Genomic DNA, 19,543 nt, shown 5'->3' on the forward strand with positions numbered 1-19,543 from the left:
CAGACTTCCTAATGCAAAATATGGCTAAGCATAAGAAGCTCTCAGCCTCAGGGGGTTCAAAAGCGCATCCAGCTCCAGCGCCGGCCGTGGCTGGCGCGGGCGTCGCCGCAGTTCAGGACGCTGTACCGGACTGGCCGTCCCCACCTTGCTGTTCCGCGCCGTCCTGTTCCACGCCGTCCTGCTCATCCCGGGGCACCAGCTTTAGCGAGACCGAGTTGATGCAGAAGCGCTGGTCCGTCGGCGTGCCATAGCCTTCGCCCTCGAAAACGTGCCCCAGGTGTGAGTCGCAGGTGGCGCAGCGCACTTCAATGCGCTCCATCCCCAGCGTCCGGTCGTGGATGTACCGGACGGTCCCTTCCGCCAGTGGTGCCCAGAAAGAGGGCCAGCCGCAATGCGAATCGAACTTTTCGTTACTGGTGAAGAGTTCAGTGCCGCAGGCCCGGCACTGGTAGACCCCTGAGGTGTGGGTGTCCCAGTATTCGCCGGTATACGGCCGTTCCGTGCCGGCCTCGCGGAGCACGTGGTATTCCTCGGGAGTGAGCTCTTGCCGCCACTGCGCGTCCGACTTCACGCCCGCGCCGGCGGGATGGTCCGCCGGAAGCGTCTCTCGGATGGAATCCGTCGCCTTGTTGCCAAAAATCTTGTTTCCGAAGATGCTCATAGCCTGTTCAACGCTTACGAGTCACCGATAAATCCCGAGCCCGCATAGAGATGCAGGACAGGAATGCCCAACTGGTCCTGCGCCTTGCTGGCCCAGTCGGTGTGGAACGTGTCTGAAACAGCGTGCGGGCGGGTGACCACTACGGCCTGTGTTGCCCCGAGTTCCTTGACCTTCGCGACCAGACCCTTAACCGCCCCGCCGTCCACTACCTCGCCGGTCACTCCGGCCCCGAGTCCCTCGAGGGCGCCCAGGGACACAGCCAGCGTCTCTGATGCCTCCGCCCGTTCCACTGTGGGATCCGGGGCATGGCTGGTCAGCTCCCGGAACGCCTTGGAAATCTCCAGGAGCGACAGATGCTCCAGGAAGTCCACCAGCAGGTGCCTTTCCGTGTTGGCCGGGACCAGCAGCACAAGGCGCGCATCCGCCCCGTTCACCAGCCGTTCTATGTTGACGCGGTCGTCCGCGCCCAGGGGTTCTTCGGTCAGGATGACGATGGGATCGCTCATGCCATCAGCCTAGTCCTGTGCCTGTGCCGCTGCATCCATTTGCCCCGCCGGGCCCGGCGGGTCCGGCGCTCCGCTGTCCGGGGCCGGGGGTGGCGGAATATGGCCCACGGGCCAAGGACGGTAAGAATGGACCCATGGCTTCTTCTCCACGGACCCCTGCCCCAAAGGCCACCGTTGCCCCCGCTGCCGACGCCGGGATGTCACTGCGGGCCAAATGGACCATCGGCGGTGTGATCGGGGGCGGTGCCCTGGCCGGACTGCTGGCCACGGGGTCGTCAGCCCTGGCCCTGTACTTCGCTCGCAGGGTCATTACGCCGGCACCACGGCGGGCGGCGGACCAGGAAGTGCTGGCTGTCATCCGTGAAGGCCAGGGCCGGCAGGTCATCCTGGCGGCCACCCCGGATACCACCGTGGACGGCGTGTATGGGTTCTTTTTCGACGGCGGCAAGGGACACGCCCGCATTGGCCGCATCGTGTCGTACTCGCCAGCGGAACGCACGGTCCTCCGTGAGGTCGAAGCCGTCTACAGCGGCGACCTCGACAGCGCCCACCGGGGCTGGTGGAGCGGCGCACTCTATCCGACTCCGGAGGCCGCTGGCCTCCCGTCCGAAGATGTACTGATTGAGGTCGACGGCGGGCAGGCGCCGGCGTGGCTGGTGCGGGCAGGGGGCACATCCCGCACCTGGGCCGTGATGGTGCACGGCAGGGGAGCCACCCGCCAGGAGGCCCTGCGCGCCGTCGGTCCCGCCCTGGAACTGGGTCTGACCAGCCTGCTGGTGTCCTACCGGAATGACGGACTGGCGCCTTCAGCCGACGACGGACGCTATGGACTTGGATCAACAGAATGGCGCGACATCGAAGCCGCCATCGAGTACGCATTGGGAAATGGGGCCGAAGAGATAGTCCTTTTTGGCTGGTCCATGGGAGGCGCCATCTGCCTGCAGACGGCGGATCTGTCCCGCTACCGCCACCTGATCCGGGCCATGGTCCTTGACGCTCCGGTCATCAACTGGGTCAACGTCCTGGCCCACCATGCGGAGATTAACAGGATCCCGTCCCTCGTGGGTCGGTATGGCCAGCTGATGCTCGGCCACCCCTTGGGGCGCCGGCTCACCGGGCTCTCGGCGCCGGTGGACCTCAAAGCCATGGACTGGGTGGCCCGGGCTGTTGAACTGCGCACGCCCACCCTGATTGTGCACAGCGTCGACGACGAATACGTTCCCTATGAGCCATCCGCCCTGCTGGCCGAACGAAACCCGGAAATGGTCACCTTCGAAACGTTCAACCACGCGCGGCACACCAAGGAATGGAACGTGGATCCTGCCCGCTGGGAGCGCCTCGTCAAGGCGTGGCTCAGGCAGCAGCTGGCCCCGAGGGTCAACCCCGGCCAGACAAGCGTCACGGTTAGCCCAACTAAGTAGCAGCAGATGTCGTTTTGAGGCGTCTAAACGACATCTGCTGCTACCCAGTTGGGGGAGGGCGGGAATTCGCGGAGGAAAAGACCGTCCCTAAGGTTTGACCGTTCCGATCGGGGCCGTGATAGCGGATGTGAGCCGGATCAGCTCAGCGGGCGCCAGCTCGATGTCCAGCCCCCGCCGGCCGCCGGAAACCAGCATCGTTTCCAAGGCAACGGCACTGCCGTCGATGACGGTGGGTGAGGGCTGCCGCTGGCCCAGCGGCGAGATTCCGCCGAGTACATAGCCGGTCCGGCGTTCGGCGGACTTGGGATCGGCCATGGTGGCCTTTTTCGCGTCCAGGGCAGCCGCGAAAGCCTTCAGGTCAAGATTGCCGCTGACGGGCACTACGCCCACCGCCAGCCGGCCTTCCACCTCCACCATCAGCGTTTTGAAGACCCTCGCCGGGTCGATTCCCAGGGCTTCGGCAGCTTCGGTGCCATAGCTGGCCGCGGAAGGATCGTGGGTGTACGGGTGCAGCACAAAGGGAACGCCGGCCGCGGTCAGTACCGCGGTGGCCGGCGTTCCCTGCGAAGTGCTTTTGCGCCCCATTAGCCGTGCTGGCTGCTAGCTGTGCAGCCGGGCCGAGGCTGCGACCTTGCGCTTGATGCGGCCCAGCATGGCGGTCATGCCGCGCATCCGCAACGGTGTGATCGCCCGGGTAAGGCCCAGCAGTTCAGGCATGTCATCCGGAACTGCCAGGATTTCCTCCGCGCTGAGCCCGTCGAGCCCCTCAAGGAGCACCCCGGCGAAGCCCCGCGTGGTGGGGGCTTCAGGCGGCGCCTTGAAGTACAGCCGAAAAGTGTCAGCCGAGCCGGCGTCGTTCTTTTCCGTCTCAATGGTCAGGAATAGTGGCGACTGGCATTCCACCACCTGCTCCAGGAGCTCAGGGTGGTTCTTCAGGCGGTCCGGCAACTCCGGAAGTTCCCGCGAGAACTCGAGCAGCAGCTGCAGCCGCTCGGGCTCCGTGAGGGCCTGGAAGTCGTCCACGATTTCCGCCAACGAGGCGGGCAAGGCATGAGTAGTCATCTACTCCAGCTTACGCCGGGACGGAGCCGCGCTCCGCACCCTTGACGATGGGAACGCGGACGGCGTTGCCCCATTCGGTCCAGGAGCCGTCGTAGTTGCGGACGGTGTCGAAGCCCAGCAGGTACTTCAGGGCGAACCAGGTGTGGCTGGAACGTTCGCCGATCCGGCAGTAGGCCACAACGTCGTCGCCCTCGGTGAGGCCAGCCTCGCCGAGGTACAGGGCCTCGAGCTCATCGCGGCTGCGGTATGTCCCGTCCGCTGCGGCTGCGCGCGCCCAGGGAATGGAGGCCGCGGTGGGGATGTGGCCTCCACGGAGTGCGCCCTCCTCAGGGTAGGCAGGCATGTGCGTGCGCTGCCCGGTGTATTCCTCGGGGGAGCGGACGTCGATCAGCGGCTTGCCGAGGTGTGCCAGCACGTCCTCTTTGAAAGCGCGGATGGGGGCGTCGTTGCGCTCCACCACCGGGTAGTCGCCCGGTGCCGGCGTGGCGGTCTCGGTGGTCAGGTCCCGGCCTTCGGCGATCCACTTGTCGCGGCCGCCGTCCAGCAGGCGGACGTCCTCGTGACCGAACAGGGTGAAGACCCACAGGGCGTAGGCGGCCCACCAGTTGGACTTGTCGCCGTAAATCACTACGGTGCTGTCACGGGAGATGCCCTTGGACGAGGCCAGGGCGGCAAAGGCCTCGCCGTCAACGTAGTCGCGGGTCACTTCGTCGTTGAGGTCGGTGTGCCAGTCGATCTTGACTGCTCCGGGGATATGGCCGGTCTCATAGAGCAGGACGTCCTCATCGGACTCCACAACCACCAGCTTTCCATCGGCCACAGCGCCGCTTTCCAGGGCGGCGGCGAGCCACTCAGTGGAAACCAGGCGCTCAGGGCGGGCATAGGCTGCGAACTTCTCGTTCTGTTCAACTGGGTAGGACAAGGTGATGGCCTTTCATTCAAACGTACGGCGGACCTGCTGGAGGATGCTGGGAACCTGGTTCAACACTAGCCACGGCGGCACACGAAATCCGCTGTTCCGTTAATAGAGGGAAATATGGGCTTCGTCACGCTCCGTGGCTGGCCCGTGCCCGGGGTGGGGAAGGCGTGCTGCATTGCCGGTATCCTTTCTGGGGACAACCCACCAGCAGAACGGACCACCTTGGTACAGATCGAACAGCTTGCCGCCCGCACTCCGGCAGTTTCGGTGGATGAGCTCCTTAAGGGCTTTTATCCTTCACCGCGGTTCGGCCAGGTCTCCTTCGCAAGTTACCGCCCGGACCCCAAGCAGCCGAGCCAGTCCCATGCAGTCCGGGAATTGGAAGGGTTTGCGCAGGGTGTGGGCGCAGGGAACGGTGGCGGCCTTTTCAAGAAGCTTTTTGCCAAGAAGGACACGTCCCGGGCCGGCATCTACCTCGACGGCGGTTTTGGTGTGGGCAAGACCCACTTGCTGGCATCTTTGTGGCACGCCGCGCCGGGGCCTAAGGCTTTTGGCACGTTCGTGGAATACACCAACCTCGTGGGGGCGCTTTCCTTCCGCAAAACGGTGGAGGCGCTCAGTCACTACAAGCTGGTGTGCATCGATGAGTTTGAGCTCGATGATCCGGGCGACACCGTCCTGATGTCCCGGCTAATGCGTGAACTGGCCGACGCCGGCGTCAAGCTGGCTGCAACCTCCAACACCCTGCCGGGTTCGCTGGGTGACGGCCGCTTCGCCGCCGTCGACTTCCAGCGCGAGATCCAGGTTCTGGCGGATCAGTTTGAGGTCATCCGGATCGACGGCGAGGACTTCCGCCACCGGGGCCTGCCCACGCCGCCAGCGCCGCTCAAGAACAGCGAGCTATCCGCCCAGATGAAGGCCGAGTTCGACGGCAAGACCGTGGCGCAGGACGAATTCAGCACGCTGATCGGACACCTTGCCGGCGTGCATCCCAGCCGCTACCGGCAGCTCATCGAAGGCATCGACGGCGTCGTGTGGCGTAACGTCGAAACCATCACCGAGCAAGCCGTTGCCCTGCGGTTCGTAGTGCTGGCAGACCGCCTGTATGACAAGGACGTGCCGATCCTGGCCAGCGGGGTTCCCTTTGACAAGCTGTTCACCGACGAGATGATGCACGGCGGGTACACCAAGAAGTACTACCGCGCTGTCTCCCGCCTGACTGCCCTTGCCCGGGAGGGCCAAAACCACGAACCGTCCTAAGGCTGGGGCACGCCCTGCTGCCCACGGTTCTTCAGAAGTGACCGCACCAGCAGGCCGGCTGCCAGGGCCCAGAAAGCGGCGCCGATGCCCGCGAAGCTGAGGCCGGAGGCAGCAACCAGGAACGTGACGGACGCCGCGATCCGTTCCTCCGGCACTGCCAGCGCGGAGGACACCGAAGCCGCCAGCGTCCCGATCAGGGCCAGCCCTGCAACTGCCTCCAGCAGGCCCGGGGGAGCGGCGCTCACCACCGTGACCAAGGCTGCAGAAAACAAGGCCAGGACTACATAGGCCAGGCCCGACGTGAAAGCAGCGATCCAGCGGCGGCTCCTGTCTTCACCCGCTTCCTTACCTGCGGCCAGCGCAGCGCTGAGGGCGGCCAGGTTCATCGCGTGGCCGCCGAAGGGTGCACTGAGCATGGTTCCCGCGCCGGTCACCAGCATGGACGGCGCCCACGGTGTGGCGTAGCCGAAGGACTTCAATACCGCGACGCCAGGGATGTTCTGCGATGCCATGGTCACGATGAAAAGCGGCAGTGCGATGCCGGCAACGGCCTGCAGGCTGAAAGACGGCATGGTCCAGACGGGCGCTGGCAGGAATCCGCCCTCGAGGTTTCCCGCGCCTCCGGTTGCCAGGTGGACGGCAATCACCGCCAGGGCAACCGCGAGTGAGGCGGGCACGGACCATCGCGGTGCGAACCTCATCATCAGCAGCCAGCAGATGATGACTGGAGCTACTTGAAGGGGGTTGGTTCCCAGGGCGGAGAAGGGCGCCAGGCACAGCGACAGCAGTACGCCCGCCAGCATGGCTTGCGCCAGGGACGTGGGGATGCCCGCCAGCAGCCTGCCCAGTGCCGGGATCAGCCCGGTGAGGCAGATGAGTACGCCGGTCACCAGGAAGGCTCCGACGGCGGCCGGCCAGCCGCCGTCGACCGTTCCGGCTCCCGCTAAAAGGGCAGCTCCCGGCGTGGACCACGCGAGCGTCACTGGAACCTTTGAACGCCAGGATAGCCAGAGTACGCCGACGCCGAAAATGAGGGTGAGTGCCAGCAGGCCGGATGCTGACTGGGCAGGACTGGCGCCCACGGCGCGGAGCCCGGCAAGGACCACGGCGAAGGACGACGTGAACCCTACCAGTGCCGTCACGATGCCCGCCACGATCGGCTGCGAAAGGGGGCGGGACCGGCCGGTGGCAGCGTCCGGGATGATGGCTGGTGCGGGCTTTGGCATATCTGGCAGGTTACCGGCTCGTGCGCGGATGGCCGAAAAGCTGTGCTTAAACGCCAAAGGCGCGGGTGCCGCCTCCCGGCAGGACCCGCGCCCCCTTGACGTGCTAGGGCAAAGCCCTGGCCAAATCCTTTTTACGGAGCCTTGTCGACCGGCGGAACCGGCGGAACCGGGTTGACCGGAGGGACCTGCTCGCTGGCAGGTGCCTGGCCGGGCGTTCCGTTCTTGTCAACGAGCTTGGAAGCGCCATCCTGGATCTTGTCGACGTGACCTGCGTACTTGCCGCCGGTCTTGGTGTCGACGAAATCGCCGGCCTTGTTGATGCCGTCCTTGATGGCCTGCTCGTTGCCATGGATAAGACCTTTAGCCTTGCCCTTAAGATCGTCAATCAGTCCCACGAGCACCTCCCTTCAATCGCGGAGCCAGTTCGCTCCTCCGCAACCGATCCTAGCCCTGTCTCCTGGAGGTGCCAAGGTGCTGTGACAAAACCTGTAAAGTTGCGGCGGACCGGTGGCGGCGCAAATCCGGGCAGAATCCGGGCAACAAAAAAGCAGCTCCGGCGGGGGAGCTGCTGCTGTGGGCGATACTGGGATCGAACCAGTGACCTCTTCCGTGTCAGGGAAGCGCGCTACCGCTGCGCCAATCGCCCGGAACCGGAAGACCGGTTTATTGGGATGTTTTCTTGTAAAGAAGAGAGCGGACGACGAGATTCGAACTCGCGACATCCACCTTGGCAAGGTGGTGCTCTACCAGCTGAGCTACGTCCGCGTATGAAGTACGTTCCGGCCGGGCCGTGCGTACTGCATGAAGCAAGTTTCCTTGCTTGGTGGGCGATACTGGGATCGAACCAGTGACCTCTTCCGTGTCAGGGAAGCGCGCTACCGCTGCGCCAATCGCCCATTGCCATCCGGGATTAACCGGAAACCATGGTTTTCACCGAGGTGGGTACGGGATTCGAACCCGTGTATACGGCTTTGCAGGCCGCTGCCTCGCCTCTCGGCCAACCCACCGTGTAAGCGCCGGATCAAAAAGAGCCATTGCCGTGACAGTGTCCTGCGAGCGGACGACGAGATTCGAACTCGCGACATCCACCTTGGCAAGGTGGTGCTCTACCAGCTGAGCTACGTCCGCATTGTTGGCGTGATTCCGTGCCGTTTGGGCATTTCCTCGCGTTCCAACGAGTAAGAACTCTATAGGAGGTTCAGGGATTCTCCAAATCGGCGGCCGCGGACAGTGAGGGGATGCCCCTGGATCCGCGGAATCTAGGGGGATTCAGGAATTACAGGCCTGTAATTCGCAGGGTGCGCGCAGACCCTTGTTGCCCGATTTCCGAATCGGCGCAGGGTGGGCTAGCATTCAAATGCATCGGGGCGATTGGCGCAGTGGTAGCGCGCTTCGTTCACACCGAAGAGGTCACTGGTTCGAACCCAGTATCGCCCACCGATAACAAGGTCCGTTTCCGCTCCTTCGAGCGGAAGCGGACCTTTTTTATGTCCGGCAACTGTGCCTGCCATTCTGTCAGCCCCTTGTGAAAGAGTCTTTGTATGACTGATCCGCTTCTTGCCCACGCCACCGAATATGGCCGCATGTACGCGCGCTCCACGTCGGAGCCGTTCACTGTCCCGTCCATCACCACGGTGATCGGTCAACAGCCGCACGGGCTGGACGGCTGGTTTGGGTACATGGGCGCCAACAGCCTGGCGAAGGATCCGTTGCTCGCCGACTGCCTTGGGAGTCCAGCGAAGATCCGCCAGGCGGTTAACCGGGCAGCGAAGGCCGCCGAAACGTACCGTGATGAGGCCGCCAAGCGCGGAGACCGCGTCCACAACTACTGTGAACAGGTGGCCCTCCGTGCCCTGGGCCGGCCGCACGCCATGAAGGAAACCCGGGAGGCGCTGGCCGCGAACGGGGAGGAAGCTTTCGCCGTGCGGTTCGACGAATGGTGGGAGCTGTACCGGGTGGAGCCCATTGCTCCAGAAATCACCATCTGGAACAAATCTGTCGGTTACGCGGGCACCCTGGACCTGGTGGCGAAGATTAACGGCAGGACCTGCGTGATCGACTACAAAACAAAGGGCACCACCCGGGACGGCACGGTCAAGCCCCTCGACGACAAAGTGGTCATGCAGCTCGTGGCTGGGATGAAGGCCGAGGAAAGCCTGGTGGATCCAGTCACCGGCGAATGGGAGGCCTGGAAATATGGCGAGGACCCCGTCCTCCTGGCAGTGGCCATCGGTGAAACCGAAGTCCGCCCGGTGCGGGCCAACCCTGAGGTCCTGAAACACCACTGGTGGAAGTTTTGCGCGCTGCGCCGTGTCTGGGAACTCTCCTCCGACACCATCAGTGCCGGAACAGCCTTGCTCCCCATCGCGCCACCGCCTGTCCCGGCACGGACGGCATAGCCTGCTGCGCACCGCCTAAACTGGATTGGTTCCCCAATCCGCCAACCGTGAGGAAAGACAGCACATGGCCATTCTGAATATCCGCATCATCGGCGATCCTGTGCTCCGCACAGTGGCCGATCCCGTGACGGAGTTCGGGCCGGAGCTGGCCAAGCTGGTGGCAGACATGACCGAAACCATGGAGGACGTCGAGGGCGCCGGGCTCGCGGCGCCGCAGATCGGCGTCAGCCAGCGGGTCTTTACCTACCGCGTCGGTGGGGTGGACGGCCACATCATCAACCCCGTCCTTGAAAACAGTGACGATTACCAGCCGGACCAGGTGGAAGGTTGCCTGTCCATCCCCGGCCTGGGTTTCCCGGTCCGGCGTTTCCGGGCCACCAAGGTCACCGGCGTTGACCTCCACGGCAATCCCGTCACCGTCGAAGGCGAAGGCATGCTGGCCCGCTGCTTCCAGCATGAGACCGACCACCTGGACGGCATCCTCTATACGGACAGGCTGGAGGGTGAGGACCGGAAAAAGGCCCTGCGCTCCATCCGCAATGCCAACTACGACGCCATTACAGAGCGCACGACGGCGAAGCGGGCCAAGACGGTCGGCTCCAGTTTCGGCGGTGCCAGCTTTGGCGGCACAGGCTTTGGTGCCACGGCATCCGGTGCGGCTGAATGAGGGTACTTTTCGCCGGCACTCCCGCGGTTGCGGTGCCGTCGCTGGATGCCCTCGTCAAGGCAGGCTTTGACATCGTTGCAGTGCTGACCCGCCCGGACGCCCCGGTGGGACGCAAACGCGTGCTGACGCCGTCGCCCGTTGCCCACCGCGCCGCCGAACTTGGCATTGACGTCATCCATGCAGCCAAAGTGGATGCGGACGTGACAGCAAAGATCGCCGCCGTCAGCCCGGACGTCGCGGCCATTGTTGCCTACGGCGGACTGATCCCCCCGGCGGCCCTGGAGGTTCCCCGGCACGGCTGGATCAACCTGCACTTCTCGCTGTTGCCTGCCTGGCGCGGTGCCGCCCCCGTGCAACGTGCGGTGATCGCAGGGGACGACGTCACGGGCGCGGTGACTTTCCAGCTTGAGCGTGGCCTGGATACCGGGCCCGTGTTCGGGACCCTGACCGAAAGCGTTGGCACGGAGGACACCGCCGGGCAACTGCTGGAGCGGCTGTCGCACAGCGGTGCCGTGCTCCTGGCACAGACCCTCTCCGCCATTGACGCCGGACAGGCTGCCCCCCAACCGCAGCAGGGCGACGTTTCACTCGCCCCCAAACTGACCTTCGACGACGGCCGGCTGGACTGGAACCAGCCGGCCTTGGCTATCGGCCGGCGTGCCCGAGGGGTCACCCCCGAGCCCGGCGCCTGGACAACCCTCGACGGACAGCGGGTCAAGCTGGAGCCAGTCAGGCTCCGGCCGGATGTGGCGGACCTCGCGCCCGGTAGAGCGGTGTTCAGGGACAAGGGCGTTTTGGTGGGCACCGGCTCCCACGCGGTGGAACTCACGCGGATCCAGCCCTCGGGCAAAAAGATGATGGCCGCGGCTGATTGGGCACGCGGCATGGCTTCCCTTGAAAGCGTGGTGTTCGAATGAGTATGTCCGGCGGAACGACAGGCGGCGGCGGCCGGGGCGGCGGCCAAAGAGGCGGCCGTGGTGGCGGCGGAAAACGGGACAGCAGCCAGCGCAACGCCCAGGGCCGCGAACGCAACCGGCCCTCGCAACGGAGCTTCACCGAAAATGCGCCGGCGCAGCGGACCCGCCGGGCAGATCCCGCCCGGCTGGTGGCCTTCGAGGTCCTGCGTGCAGTGGCCGCGGAGGACGCCTACGCCAACCTGGTGCTGCCGTCCCGGATCCGCCACCACGGGCTGGACAAACGCGATGCCGGTTTCGCCACTGAGCTGAGCTATGGCGCCCTCCGCGGACAGGGCACGTACGACGCCGTCCTTGCCCGCTGCGTCGATAGGCCGCTGGACCAGCTGGATCCCGCCATCCTCGATGCCCTGCGGATCGGCACCCACCAGTTGCTCGCTATGCGCGTACCAGCCCACGCTGCACTGGACCAGACCGTTGGCCTGGCCCGCGCCGTGATCGGCGCCGGCCCGTCTGCCCTGATCAATGCGGTGCTGCGGAAAGTCACGGCACACACCCTCGACGAATGGCTGGACCTGCTGGTCGCCGGCGAAACCGATGAAACCAAGGTCGCTTCGATCAGGCATGCACACCCCGAATGGATCGTCCGCGCGATGCGCCAGGCCTTGGTGGCCCATGGGCGGTCCGCCACCGAAATCAACGAACTGCTGGAAGCGGACAACGCGGCTCCCGTGGTCAACCTGGTGGCCCTGCCCGGGCTGGGGAGCCTCGACGAGGCACTCGAAAACGGAGCCACGCCCGGTGAACTGGTTGAGGGTTCGGCACTTTCCAGCGGCGGCGACCTCGGCAGGCTGGCGTCCGTGCGGGAAGGCACAACCCGAGTCCAGGACGTAGGCTCCCAGCTGGTGGCCCGCGCCTTGGCCGCCGTGGACGTTGAGAACGCCGCCAGCCCGGAGTCCTGGCTCGACCTGTGCGCCGGCCCCGGCGGAAAAGCCGCACTCCTGGCCGCCCTGGCCAACGCCCGGGACGCCACGCTCCTTGCGAACGAACCGGCACCGCACCGGGCAAAACTCGTCAGTCAGGCCCTCTCCGCCGTCCCCAAGGACGCCTGGCGCGTCCGTACCGGCGATGGCCGGGACGTCGGCACCGAGCAGGCAGAATCGTTTGACCGCGTCCTGGTGGACGTCCCCTGCAGCGGCCTCGGTGCGCTCCGCCGCCGGCCGGAATCCCGGTGGCGCCGCACCCCCAAGGACCTCGCGGACCTGGGACCCCTGCAGCGCGACCTGCTCAAGTCAGCCCTGGCAGCTGTCCGCCCAGGCGGCGTGGTGGCTTACGTGACCTGTTCGCCGCACCCTGCCGAAACCACCGCCGTCGTAACCGACGTGATGCGCAAGCGCGAGGACCTGGAGCTCCTGGACGCCGGGGCGGTGCTCGACACCGTCAGCCTCACCGGCAACCTCGGCGCCGGGCACGGCCTGACCGCCCAGCTCTGGCCCCACGTCCACGGCACGGACGCCATGTTCCTCGCCCTCATCCGTAAGAAGGCCTGAACTCATGAAAGGTTCCCCGATGACGCAATGCTGCATCAACCCGAGCATCCTCTCCGCCGACTTCGTCAACCTCGAAGCCGAGCTGCACCGCATCGGCAACGCTGACGCAGTCCACGTGGACGTGATGGACAACCACTTCGTTCCCAACCTCACTATCGGGCTGCCGGTGGTCCAGCGGATCCAGGCCGTCAGCCCCGTTCCGCTCGACGCCCACCTCATGATCGCCGACGCCGACCGCTGGGCCCCGGGTTTCGCCGACGCAGGCCTCGCCTCCGTCACTTTCCACGCCGAGGCATCCATCGCTCCCATCAAACTGGCGCGCGAACTGAGGGCCCGGGGCTCCAAGGCAGGTATGGCACTGCGGCCGGGCACGCCGGTGGAGCCCTACCTGGACATGTTGGCCGAACTGGACATGCTGCTCATCATGACCGTTGAGCCCGGCTTCGGCGGACAGGCGTTCCTGGACCTGACGCTCCCCAAGATCCGCCGGGCGAGAGCTGCCATCGACGGCTCAGGGATCGACGTGGCCATCCAGGTGGACGGCGGCATTACCGAGGAAACCATCACCCGTGCAGCCGAAGCGGGAGCCAACGTCTTTGTTGCCGGCTCCGCGGTTTACGGCGCAGAGGACCCCGCAGAGGCGATCGAACGGCTGCGCAAGGCGGGCAGCCAAACGTTACGCGCTGGGTCCCCGGAATAGTCAGCCCACCTTCATGGTTGTGGCAGAATAGCAACACACAATACGTGCTCCGGGGTCGGTGTAAGTCCGAACCGGCGGTGACAGTCCGCGACCCGCGAGTCGGCGCTTTCCCACCAGGGAGGGAACCGGCGGACGGTTGAACCGGTGAAATTCCGGTACCGACAGTTAAAGTCTGGATGAGAGAAGCACGTACAGCTGTATCTGCGGCGTCATTTGATGCCGCAGCGTTCTGCTGTCGTATACCCCCGGAGCCATCGCGGTTCTAGAGGGAAGGAACGACACCACATATGAACCCCTTGCGATGGCTCTTCGACGCCCTGACACCTCATGGCGTCGAATCCAAAGCCACCGGGCCGGCGGTCGCGCCATGACCGCGCCCACAAAGCAGCAAACCCTGGCCTCCGGGGAAGAATCAGTGACGGCCTTCAGCCCGGCGGAGACGCAAGCCATGGACGCTGCCCTTGAAGCAGCCCTGCGCGGGCCCAGGGGCGCCAACCCCCTGGTGGGAGCCGTCGTCGTTGATGCCGAAGGCCGGCACCTGGCGACGGGCTTCCACCGCGGCGCCGGGACGGCCCACGCCGAGGCCGACGCCATTGCCCAGGCAGCGGCAGCCGGCCTGGACCTGCATGGTGCCACGATGCTGGTCACGCTCGAACCGTGCAACCACGTTGGCCGGACGGGGCCCTGCGCCCAGGCGATCATCGAAGCCGGAATCACGGACGTGATCTACGCCGTGGACGATCCCCACGACCCGGCGGCGGGCGGCGCCACCACGCTCCGGCAGGCGGGCGTCAGGGTGCGCAGCGGCCTGGCCGCGGGGGAGGCCCTCGAACTGAACCGGCAATGGTTCCAGGGTGTTGCCGAAAAGCGGCCGTTCGTGACGCTCCACATCGCCCAGACACTCGACAGCCGCATTGCCGCCGAGGACGGGACCAGCCAATGGATCTCCTGCCCCGAATCACTCGCGGACAACCACGGCCTGCGGGGCAGGATCGACGCCATCCTGGTAGGCACCCAGACCGTACTGGTCGACAACCCCCGGCTGACCGCCCGCGACGCGTCCGGCGAGGTTTCCGGCAAGCAGCCCCTGCGCGCCGTGATGGGTCGGCGGGACATTCCGGCGGATGCGGCCATTTGGGGTGCGGACGGCCGGGTGCTGCACCTGCCCACGCGTGATCCCCGTGAAGCGCTCTCGCTGCTGTATGCAGCAGGAATCCGCCACGTCATGGTGGAAGGCGGCTCGCGAATCCTCAGCGCTTTCCTGGCGGCCGGCCTCGTCGACGAGCTGATCGTGTACCTGGCCCCCACGCTGCTGGGTTCAGGCACACCGGCGCTTAACGGGCTCGGCATCACTACTTTGCAGGACGCCCAGCAATGGGACTGGGACCCGTCCGACGGCGGCTCCGTGAGGACCCTGGGCCGGGACCTCCGGCTCCACCTGCGTCCGCACAATACTCAACCTTTGGAACCACAACCGGGCCTTGCGGCCGCGGAACCAGCCTTGGGAGGGCACTGATGTTTACCGGAATAATTGCCGAACAGGGACGGGTCCTCTCCGTCGAACGGGACGGCGACACCAGCGCAACCGTCAGGCTCCACGCCCCAGCCAGCACCGAAGGCCTCGCCTTGGGCGGCTCGATCGCAGTCAACGGCGTCTGCCTGACCGCCACCTCCATCGACGGCAGGGACTTCAGTGTCGACGTCATGGGCGAAACCCTGATCCGGAGCACCATTGGCGAACTCTCCACCGGGGACTCCGTGAACCTCGAACGCTGCGTCCCGGCCGGCGGCCGGCTGGACGGCCACGTTGTCCAGGGCCATGTCGACGGCGTTGGGCAGCTTCTGGAGCGGGAGCCACTGGGCAACTGGGAGCGGCTTCGCTTCGGGGTGCCGGGCAACCTTGCCCGCTACATCGCCGAAAAAGGCTCCATCGCCATCGACGGCGTCTCCCTGACAGTCACAGCCGTCAGCCCGGCAGCTGAACCCGAACCCTGGTTCGAAGTGGGGCTCATCCCCACCACACTTGCGGAAACAGGCCTGGGCGCCAAGTCCACCGGCAGCAGGGTCAACCTCGAAGTCGACGTCCTTGCCAAGTACACGGAACGGCTGCTGGCCTTCAGCACCAGCGCAGCCACTGGAGGAAACCTATGAACGGGACCGCGCACCTCGAGCCGGTAACCGCCGCAGCACCGGGCCTTGACCCGGTGGAAGACGCCGTTCGTGCCTTGGCGGCCGGCCGGCCGGTGCTGGTGGTCGACAACGAGGACCGCGAAAACGAAGGTGACATCATCTTCGCTGCCCAGCACGCCACCCCCGCACTGATGGGCTGGACCATCCGGTTCAGCTCCGGCGTCATCTGCGTCCCGCTCTCCGGGGAACGTGCCGACGCCCTGAAGCTGCCGCCCATGGTCACGGTAAACGAAGATGCGAAGGGCACGGCCTACACGGTGTCCTGCGACGCCGCGGTGGGCGTCAGCACCGGCATCTCGGCGACGGACCGGGCCCTTACTGCCCGTATCCTTGCGGACCCCGGCGCCGGCCCGGCATCTGTGACCCGGCCCGGGCATATATTCCCGCTGCGCGCAGTTGAAGGTGGAGTGCGTGAGCGCCCCGGCCACACTGAAGCGGCCGTGGACCTGTGCCGGCTCGCCGGCCTGGAACCCGTGGGTGTGATCGCCGAAGTAGTGTATGACGACGGTGAAATGATGAGGCTGGACGGGCTTCGTACCTTTGCTGCCGAACATGGTTGCCCGCTGATCTCGATCGAGGATCTGGTGGCCTACCTTGAAGCAGGTGGCACGGCGGCCCCCAGCGGCACCCGGGCAGGACGCCCGGGCGAAGAAGAGGAGAAACGATGACGGCGTCCGGGGCTACGGGCAACAGCCACCACAGCAGCCAGCGCGCGCAGGCGGGTAACGGAAAAGTCCACCATCCGGTCAGCGGCGGGCCCATCGTGCAGCTGCCGACGGCGTTCGGCGACTTCATCGCCCAAGCCTGGACCGATCTCGTCACCGGCGCCGAACACCTCGCGGTGAGTTCCCCCAACCCGCCCACGGACGGCAAGGCTCCCTTGGTCCGGCTCCATTCAGAGTGCCTCACCGGTGACATCTTTGGGTCCTACCGTTGCGACTGCGGCGAGCAGCTGGCCTACGCCCTGGAAATGATTCACGCATCCGGCGGCACCTTGCTGTACCTGCGCGGACAGGAAGGCCGGGGGATCGGGCTGGCCAACAAGATCAAGGCCTACGCCCTCCAGGAAGCAGGCTTCGACACCGTGGAAGCCAACGAGCAACTGGGACTGCCAGTGGATGCGCGTTCCTACAGCGCGGCCGCACAGGTCCTGGCGGAGATGGGCCTGCACGAGGTCCGGCTCCTGAGCAACAATCCGGACAAGCTGAACAGGCTCGCCAAGGCGGGCGTGAAGGTAGTGGAGATGGTTCCCACCGAGGTGCCATCGCGCGACCAGAACATCCGCTACCTGCAAACCAAAAAGGACCGCATGGAGCACCGGCTCACGCTGGACACCCATGTGGTGGCGGTGCCCGGCGCGGCCGCCGAATCTTTCCAGACCGAAACTTTCCAGCACGAACAAGACTGAACGGAACCCAACAGACACATGAGTGGCCACGGCGCACCCGATATCGACCTCACTACCCTCAACCCGGCGGAAACCTCGCAGCTCAGGCTGGCCATCGTTGCCGCCAGCTGGCACACCCAGATCATGGACGGGCTCCTGGACGGTGCTCTCCGCGCCGCTAAGGACGCCGGAATCGGCGAACCCACCGTCCTGCGCGTGCCCGGCAGCTTCGAGCTCCCGGTCGCTGCCGCGCGGCTGGCACCGCACTTCGACGCCGTGGTGGCCCTCGGCGTCGTGATCCGCGGCGGCACGCCGCACTTCGAATACGTCTGCCAGGCGGCGACGTCGGGCCTGACCGACGTCAGTGTCGCCACCGGCGTGCCGGTGGGCTTCGGCGTCCTGACCTGCGATACCGAACAGCAGGGCCTTGACCGTGCCGGGTTGCCCGGATCCAGCGAGGACAAAGGCCACGAGGCCGTCACCGCCGCCCTGGCTACCGCCGTCGTACTCAAGCAGTACAAGTAACACGGTGACAGGCGCGGTGTGTCTTCTCTCACACCGCGCCCGTCATGCAACGGCTCAGCAGGCGCCCTCCGGCCCGCAGCAAGTAGGCTGTAGGGCGTGAAGAATTTCGAGACGCTGTTCGCTGAACTGAGTGAGAAGGCAGCCACCCGCCCGGCAGGCTCCCGCACCGTCGCTGAATTGGAGTCCGGAGTCCACGGCATTGGCAAGAAAGTCGTGGAGGAAGCAGCCGAAGTGTGGATGGCTGCCGAGTACGAATCCGATGAAGCCGCGGCCGAGGAAATCTCCCAGCTGCTCTACCACCTGCAGGTTCTGATGCTCGCCAAAGGCCTGACCCTGGAAGACGTCTACAAGCATCTGTAGCCACTGCGGCACCGTCCGGCCATCCCGGCCTGCCCGTGCCTTGCGTGGCCCGTTTGCCTGATTCCTAGACCTCCCCAAACAAGAAAGACCCCCCATGCTGCGAGTAGCCGTCCCCAACAAGGGCTCCCTGTCCGAAGCCGCGTCCGCCATGCTGTCCGAAGCCGGTTACCGCCAGCGCCGCGACACCCGCGAACTGGTCATGGTTGACCCGGACAACGACATTGAGTTCTTTTTCCTCCGCCCGCGCGACATCGCCGTCTACGTCGGCCAGGGAACGCTCGACGTCGGCATCACCGGCCGCGACCTCCTGCTGGACGCCGAGGTGGAGGCTGAGGAACTGATGCCCCTCGGCTTCGCCGCCTCCACGTTTCGTTTCGCGGGCCCCGTGGGCGACTTCGCCAGCGTCCAGGAGCTCGAAGGCAAGCGCCTGGCAACCAGCTACGACGGCCTGCTCCGCGGCTACCTCGCCGGACTCGGCATCAAGGCCAAGGTAGTCCGCCTCGACGGGGCCGTTGAATCCTCCGTGCGCCTGGGCGTTGCGGACGCCATCGCCGACGTCGTCGAAACCGGCAACACCCTCAAGGCCGCAGGGATGGAGATCTTCGGGGAACCGATCCTCAAGTCCGAGGCCGTGCTGATCAAGCGCACAGAAGAAGGCGGCTCCGCAAACGGCACCGCGAAGGAAATCGAAGTCCTCATCCGCCGCCTCCAGGGTGTCCTGGTGGCGCGCCAGTATGTCCTGATGGACTACGACATCCGCAAGGAACTGGTGGAGCAGGCCGCAGCCCTGACCCCCGGCCTGGAGTCACCCACCGTCTCGCCGCTGCGCGATTCGGAATGGGTGGCGGTCCGTTCGATGGTGCCCAAGAAGGAAACCAACCGGATCATGGACGAACTCTACGACCTGGGCGCCCGCGCCATCCTGGTCAGCAGCATCCACGCCTGCCGCATCTGAGCTGCCACCAGGCGGTAGCGCCGCCTGACCCACCGCACTGCACCGCAGAATTCCAGGAGTACCCATGGCTGTAGCTGTACGAGTCATCCCGTGCCTCGACGTCGACGCCGGCCGCGTCGTCAAGGGCGTCAACTTTGAAGGTCTCCGCGACGCCGGTGACCCTGTGGAGTTGGCGCACCGGTACGACAATGCGGGCGCCGACGAACTGACCTTCCTGGACGTCACCGCGTCCTCCGGCAACCGCGAAACCACCTTCGACGTCGTCCGCCGCACGGCTGAGGAAGTCTTTATCCCGCTGACAGTTGGCGGCGGGGTGCGCGGCGTGGCCGAGGTGGATAAGCTCCTGCGTTTCGGCGCTGACAAAGCTTCGATCAACACGGCTGCAGTTGCCCGCCCGGACGTCATCGACGAGATCACCCGCCACTTCGGTTCGCAGGTTTTGGTCCTGTCGGTGGACGCCCGCCGCACCCGCCCCGGATCCCAGCCCACGGCGTCGGGCTTTGAAGTGACTACGCACGGCGGCCGCACGGGCACTGGCATCGACGCCATTGCCTGGGCGAAGGAAGCCGCAGACCGCGGAGTAGGGGAAATCCTGCTGAACTCCATCGACGCCGACGGCACTAAGGACGGCTTCGACCTGGAGCTGATCCGCCTGGTCCGCGCCGCGGTGAAGGTTCCCATCATCGCTTCGGGAGGTGCCGGGGAGCCCGCGCACTTTGCCCCGGCCGTTGCCGCCGGAGCCGACGCCGTGCTGGCAGCTTCGATCTTCCACTGGGGCCCCGACGACATGATGTCCCAGGTCAAGCAAGCTATCCGCGAGGCAGGCTTCGAAGTCCGCTAA

Annotated in this window: 22 protein-coding genes, 6 tRNA genes and 1 riboswitch; of the genes, 16 read left to right on the forward strand and 12 right to left on the reverse strand. The window is 65.7% G+C overall.

The genetic code is table 11. The features are described from left to right. Positions 1-112 precede the first annotated feature (112 nt). Positions 113-661: a peptide-methionine (R)-S-oxide reductase MsrB gene (msrB, locus tag ACLKOZ_RS14795; protein WP_436476037.1), complete on the reverse strand. Its 549-nt coding sequence runs from the start codon at positions 659-661 to the stop codon at positions 113-115. Positions 662-675: 14 nt separating this feature from the next. Continuing rightward, positions 676-1,167: a hypothetical protein gene (locus ACLKOZ_RS14800; protein WP_337347827.1), complete on the reverse strand. Its 492-nt coding sequence runs from the start codon at positions 1,165-1,167 to the stop codon at positions 676-678. A gap of 134 nt (positions 1,168-1,301) precedes the next feature. Between ACLKOZ_RS14800 and ACLKOZ_RS14805 the strand changes: the two genes are divergently transcribed. Continuing rightward, a complete protein-coding gene (locus ACLKOZ_RS14805; protein WP_436476039.1) occupies positions 1,302-2,588 on the forward strand; it encodes an alpha/beta hydrolase family protein in 1,287 nt (428 codons plus the stop codon). A gap of 87 nt (positions 2,589-2,675) precedes the next feature. Here the strand turns inward: ACLKOZ_RS14805 and ybaK are convergent, their stop codons facing one another. The 3 genes from ybaK to ACLKOZ_RS14820 are packed head-to-tail and all read right to left on the reverse strand — an operon-like array spanning position 2,676 to position 4,572. Further along, positions 2,676-3,173: a Cys-tRNA(Pro) deacylase gene (ybaK, locus tag ACLKOZ_RS14810; protein WP_337351425.1), complete on the reverse strand. Its 498-nt coding sequence runs from the start codon at positions 3,171-3,173 to the stop codon at positions 2,676-2,678. 15 nt (positions 3,174-3,188) lie between these two features. Beyond that, positions 3,189-3,650 carry a SufE family protein gene (locus tag ACLKOZ_RS14815; RefSeq protein ID WP_376045997.1) on the reverse strand — a complete coding sequence of 154 codons (462 nt, stop codon included), beginning with the start codon at positions 3,648-3,650 and terminating at the stop codon, positions 3,189-3,191. A gap of 10 nt (positions 3,651-3,660) precedes the next feature. Continuing rightward, positions 3,661-4,572 carry a sulfurtransferase gene (locus ACLKOZ_RS14820; RefSeq protein ID WP_436476042.1) on the reverse strand — a complete coding sequence of 304 codons (912 nt, stop codon included), beginning with the start codon at positions 4,570-4,572 and terminating at the stop codon, positions 3,661-3,663. 219 nt (positions 4,573-4,791) lie between these two features. Here ACLKOZ_RS14820 and zapE point away from each other — a divergent pair, with 219 nt between their 5' ends. Continuing rightward, positions 4,792-5,829, forward strand: a complete 1,038-nt coding sequence (gene zapE, locus ACLKOZ_RS14825) for a cell division protein ZapE (RefSeq protein ID WP_337347862.1) — start codon at positions 4,792-4,794, stop codon at positions 5,827-5,829. Here zapE and ACLKOZ_RS14830 read toward each other — a convergent pair. The 7 genes from ACLKOZ_RS14830 to ACLKOZ_RS14860 all read right to left on the reverse strand — a co-directional run bounded on the left by ACLKOZ_RS14830 (position 5,826) and on the right by ACLKOZ_RS14860 (position 8,183). After that, positions 5,826-7,055, reverse strand: coding sequence for a benzoate/H(+) symporter BenE family transporter (locus tag ACLKOZ_RS14830; RefSeq protein ID WP_436476044.1), 1,230 nt, complete (start codon positions 7,053-7,055; stop codon positions 5,826-5,828). The genes zapE and ACLKOZ_RS14830 overlap by 4 nt on opposite strands. Before the next feature lie 131 nt (positions 7,056-7,186). After that, on the reverse strand, positions 7,187-7,450 hold the full coding sequence (locus ACLKOZ_RS14835) for an antitoxin (RefSeq protein ID WP_337351421.1): 264 nt from the start codon (positions 7,448-7,450) through the stop codon (positions 7,187-7,189). Between the two features lie 179 nt (positions 7,451-7,629). Next, positions 7,630-7,701 (reverse strand) — tRNA-Val (locus ACLKOZ_RS14840). A gap of 46 nt (positions 7,702-7,747) precedes the next feature. Beyond that, positions 7,748-7,820: transfer RNA gene (locus ACLKOZ_RS14845), tRNA-Gly, on the reverse strand. Positions 7,821-7,876: 56 nt separating this feature from the next. Further along, positions 7,877-7,951, reverse strand: a tRNA-Val gene (locus ACLKOZ_RS14850). Between the two features lie 40 nt (positions 7,952-7,991). Beyond that, positions 7,992-8,062 (reverse strand) — tRNA-Cys (locus ACLKOZ_RS14855). Positions 8,063-8,110: 48 nt separating this feature from the next. Continuing rightward, positions 8,111-8,183: transfer RNA gene (locus tag ACLKOZ_RS14860), tRNA-Gly, on the reverse strand. A gap of 237 nt (positions 8,184-8,420) precedes the next feature. Between ACLKOZ_RS14860 and ACLKOZ_RS14865 the strand changes: the two genes are divergently transcribed. The 14 genes from ACLKOZ_RS14865 to hisF all read left to right on the forward strand — a co-directional run bounded on the left by ACLKOZ_RS14865 (position 8,421) and on the right by hisF (position 19,543). Next, positions 8,421-8,492: transfer RNA gene (locus ACLKOZ_RS14865), tRNA-Val, on the forward strand. Between the two features lie 104 nt (positions 8,493-8,596). Further along, positions 8,597-9,454 (forward strand): cytochrome, encoded by an 858-nt coding sequence (locus tag ACLKOZ_RS14870; protein ID WP_337347834.1) that lies wholly within the window; start codon positions 8,597-8,599, stop codon positions 9,452-9,454. A 64-nt stretch (positions 9,455-9,518) separates the two neighbouring features. Next, positions 9,519-10,121, forward strand: coding sequence for a peptide deformylase (gene def, locus ACLKOZ_RS14875; RefSeq protein WP_337351420.1), 603 nt, complete (start codon positions 9,519-9,521; stop codon positions 10,119-10,121). Further along, the gene (fmt, locus tag ACLKOZ_RS14880; protein WP_436476047.1) at positions 10,118-11,038 is read left to right on the forward strand and encodes a methionyl-tRNA formyltransferase; all 921 of its coding nucleotides are present in this window, start codon (positions 10,118-10,120) and stop codon (positions 11,036-11,038) included. Before def ends, fmt begins: the two co-directional genes overlap by 4 nt. Beyond that, positions 11,035-12,585 (forward strand): RsmB/NOP family class I SAM-dependent RNA methyltransferase, encoded by a 1,551-nt coding sequence (locus ACLKOZ_RS14885; protein ID WP_436476049.1) that lies wholly within the window; start codon positions 11,035-11,037, stop codon positions 12,583-12,585. The genes fmt and ACLKOZ_RS14885 overlap by 4 nt, the downstream gene beginning before the upstream one ends. A 19-nt stretch (positions 12,586-12,604) precedes the next feature. Next, positions 12,605-13,285 (forward strand): ribulose-phosphate 3-epimerase, encoded by a 681-nt coding sequence (rpe, locus tag ACLKOZ_RS14890; RefSeq protein ID WP_337347863.1) that lies wholly within the window; start codon positions 12,605-12,607, stop codon positions 13,283-13,285. Positions 13,286-13,325: 40 nt separating this feature from the next. Continuing rightward, a riboswitch (FMN riboswitch) is annotated at positions 13,326-13,478 on the forward strand. Positions 13,479-13,652: 174 nt separating this feature from the next. Then, on the forward strand, positions 13,653-14,801 hold the full coding sequence (ribD, locus tag ACLKOZ_RS14895; protein WP_436476051.1) for a bifunctional diaminohydroxyphosphoribosylaminopyrimidine deaminase/5-amino-6-(5-phosphoribosylamino)uracil reductase RibD: 1,149 nt from the start codon (positions 13,653-13,655) through the stop codon (positions 14,799-14,801). Then, entirely contained in the window at positions 14,801-15,436 is a 636-nt protein-coding gene (locus tag ACLKOZ_RS14900; protein WP_436476053.1) for a riboflavin synthase, read from the forward strand. Before ribD ends, ACLKOZ_RS14900 begins: the two co-directional genes overlap by 1 nt. Further along, positions 15,433-16,143, forward strand: a complete 711-nt coding sequence (gene ribB / locus ACLKOZ_RS14905; RefSeq protein WP_436476055.1) for a 3,4-dihydroxy-2-butanone-4-phosphate synthase — start codon at positions 15,433-15,435, stop codon at positions 16,141-16,143. Before ACLKOZ_RS14900 ends, ribB begins: the two co-directional genes overlap by 4 nt. After that, positions 16,140-16,883 (forward strand): GTP cyclohydrolase II, encoded by a 744-nt coding sequence (gene ribA, locus ACLKOZ_RS14910; RefSeq protein WP_436476057.1) that lies wholly within the window; start codon positions 16,140-16,142, stop codon positions 16,881-16,883. The genes ribB and ribA overlap by 4 nt, the downstream gene beginning before the upstream one ends. 18 nt (positions 16,884-16,901) lie before the next feature. After that, the gene (gene ribH / locus ACLKOZ_RS14915; RefSeq protein ID WP_436476059.1) at positions 16,902-17,387 is read left to right on the forward strand and encodes a 6,7-dimethyl-8-ribityllumazine synthase; all 486 of its coding nucleotides are present in this window, start codon (positions 16,902-16,904) and stop codon (positions 17,385-17,387) included. Positions 17,388-17,483: 96 nt separating this feature from the next. Beyond that, positions 17,484-17,747, forward strand: coding sequence for a phosphoribosyl-ATP diphosphatase (locus ACLKOZ_RS14920; RefSeq protein ID WP_028270786.1), 264 nt, complete (start codon positions 17,484-17,486; stop codon positions 17,745-17,747). 94 nt (positions 17,748-17,841) lie between these two features. Then, positions 17,842-18,702, forward strand: coding sequence for an ATP phosphoribosyltransferase (hisG, locus tag ACLKOZ_RS14925; RefSeq protein ID WP_337347843.1), 861 nt, complete (start codon positions 17,842-17,844; stop codon positions 18,700-18,702). Between the two features lie 64 nt (positions 18,703-18,766). After that, positions 18,767-19,543 (forward strand): imidazole glycerol phosphate synthase subunit HisF, encoded by a 777-nt coding sequence (hisF, locus tag ACLKOZ_RS14930; RefSeq protein ID WP_337347844.1) that lies wholly within the window; start codon positions 18,767-18,769, stop codon positions 19,541-19,543.

This window comes from Arthrobacter sp. R4 (genome assembly GCF_051365025.1).
Taxonomy (GTDB): domain Bacteria; phylum Actinomycetota; class Actinomycetes; order Actinomycetales; family Micrococcaceae; genus Arthrobacter.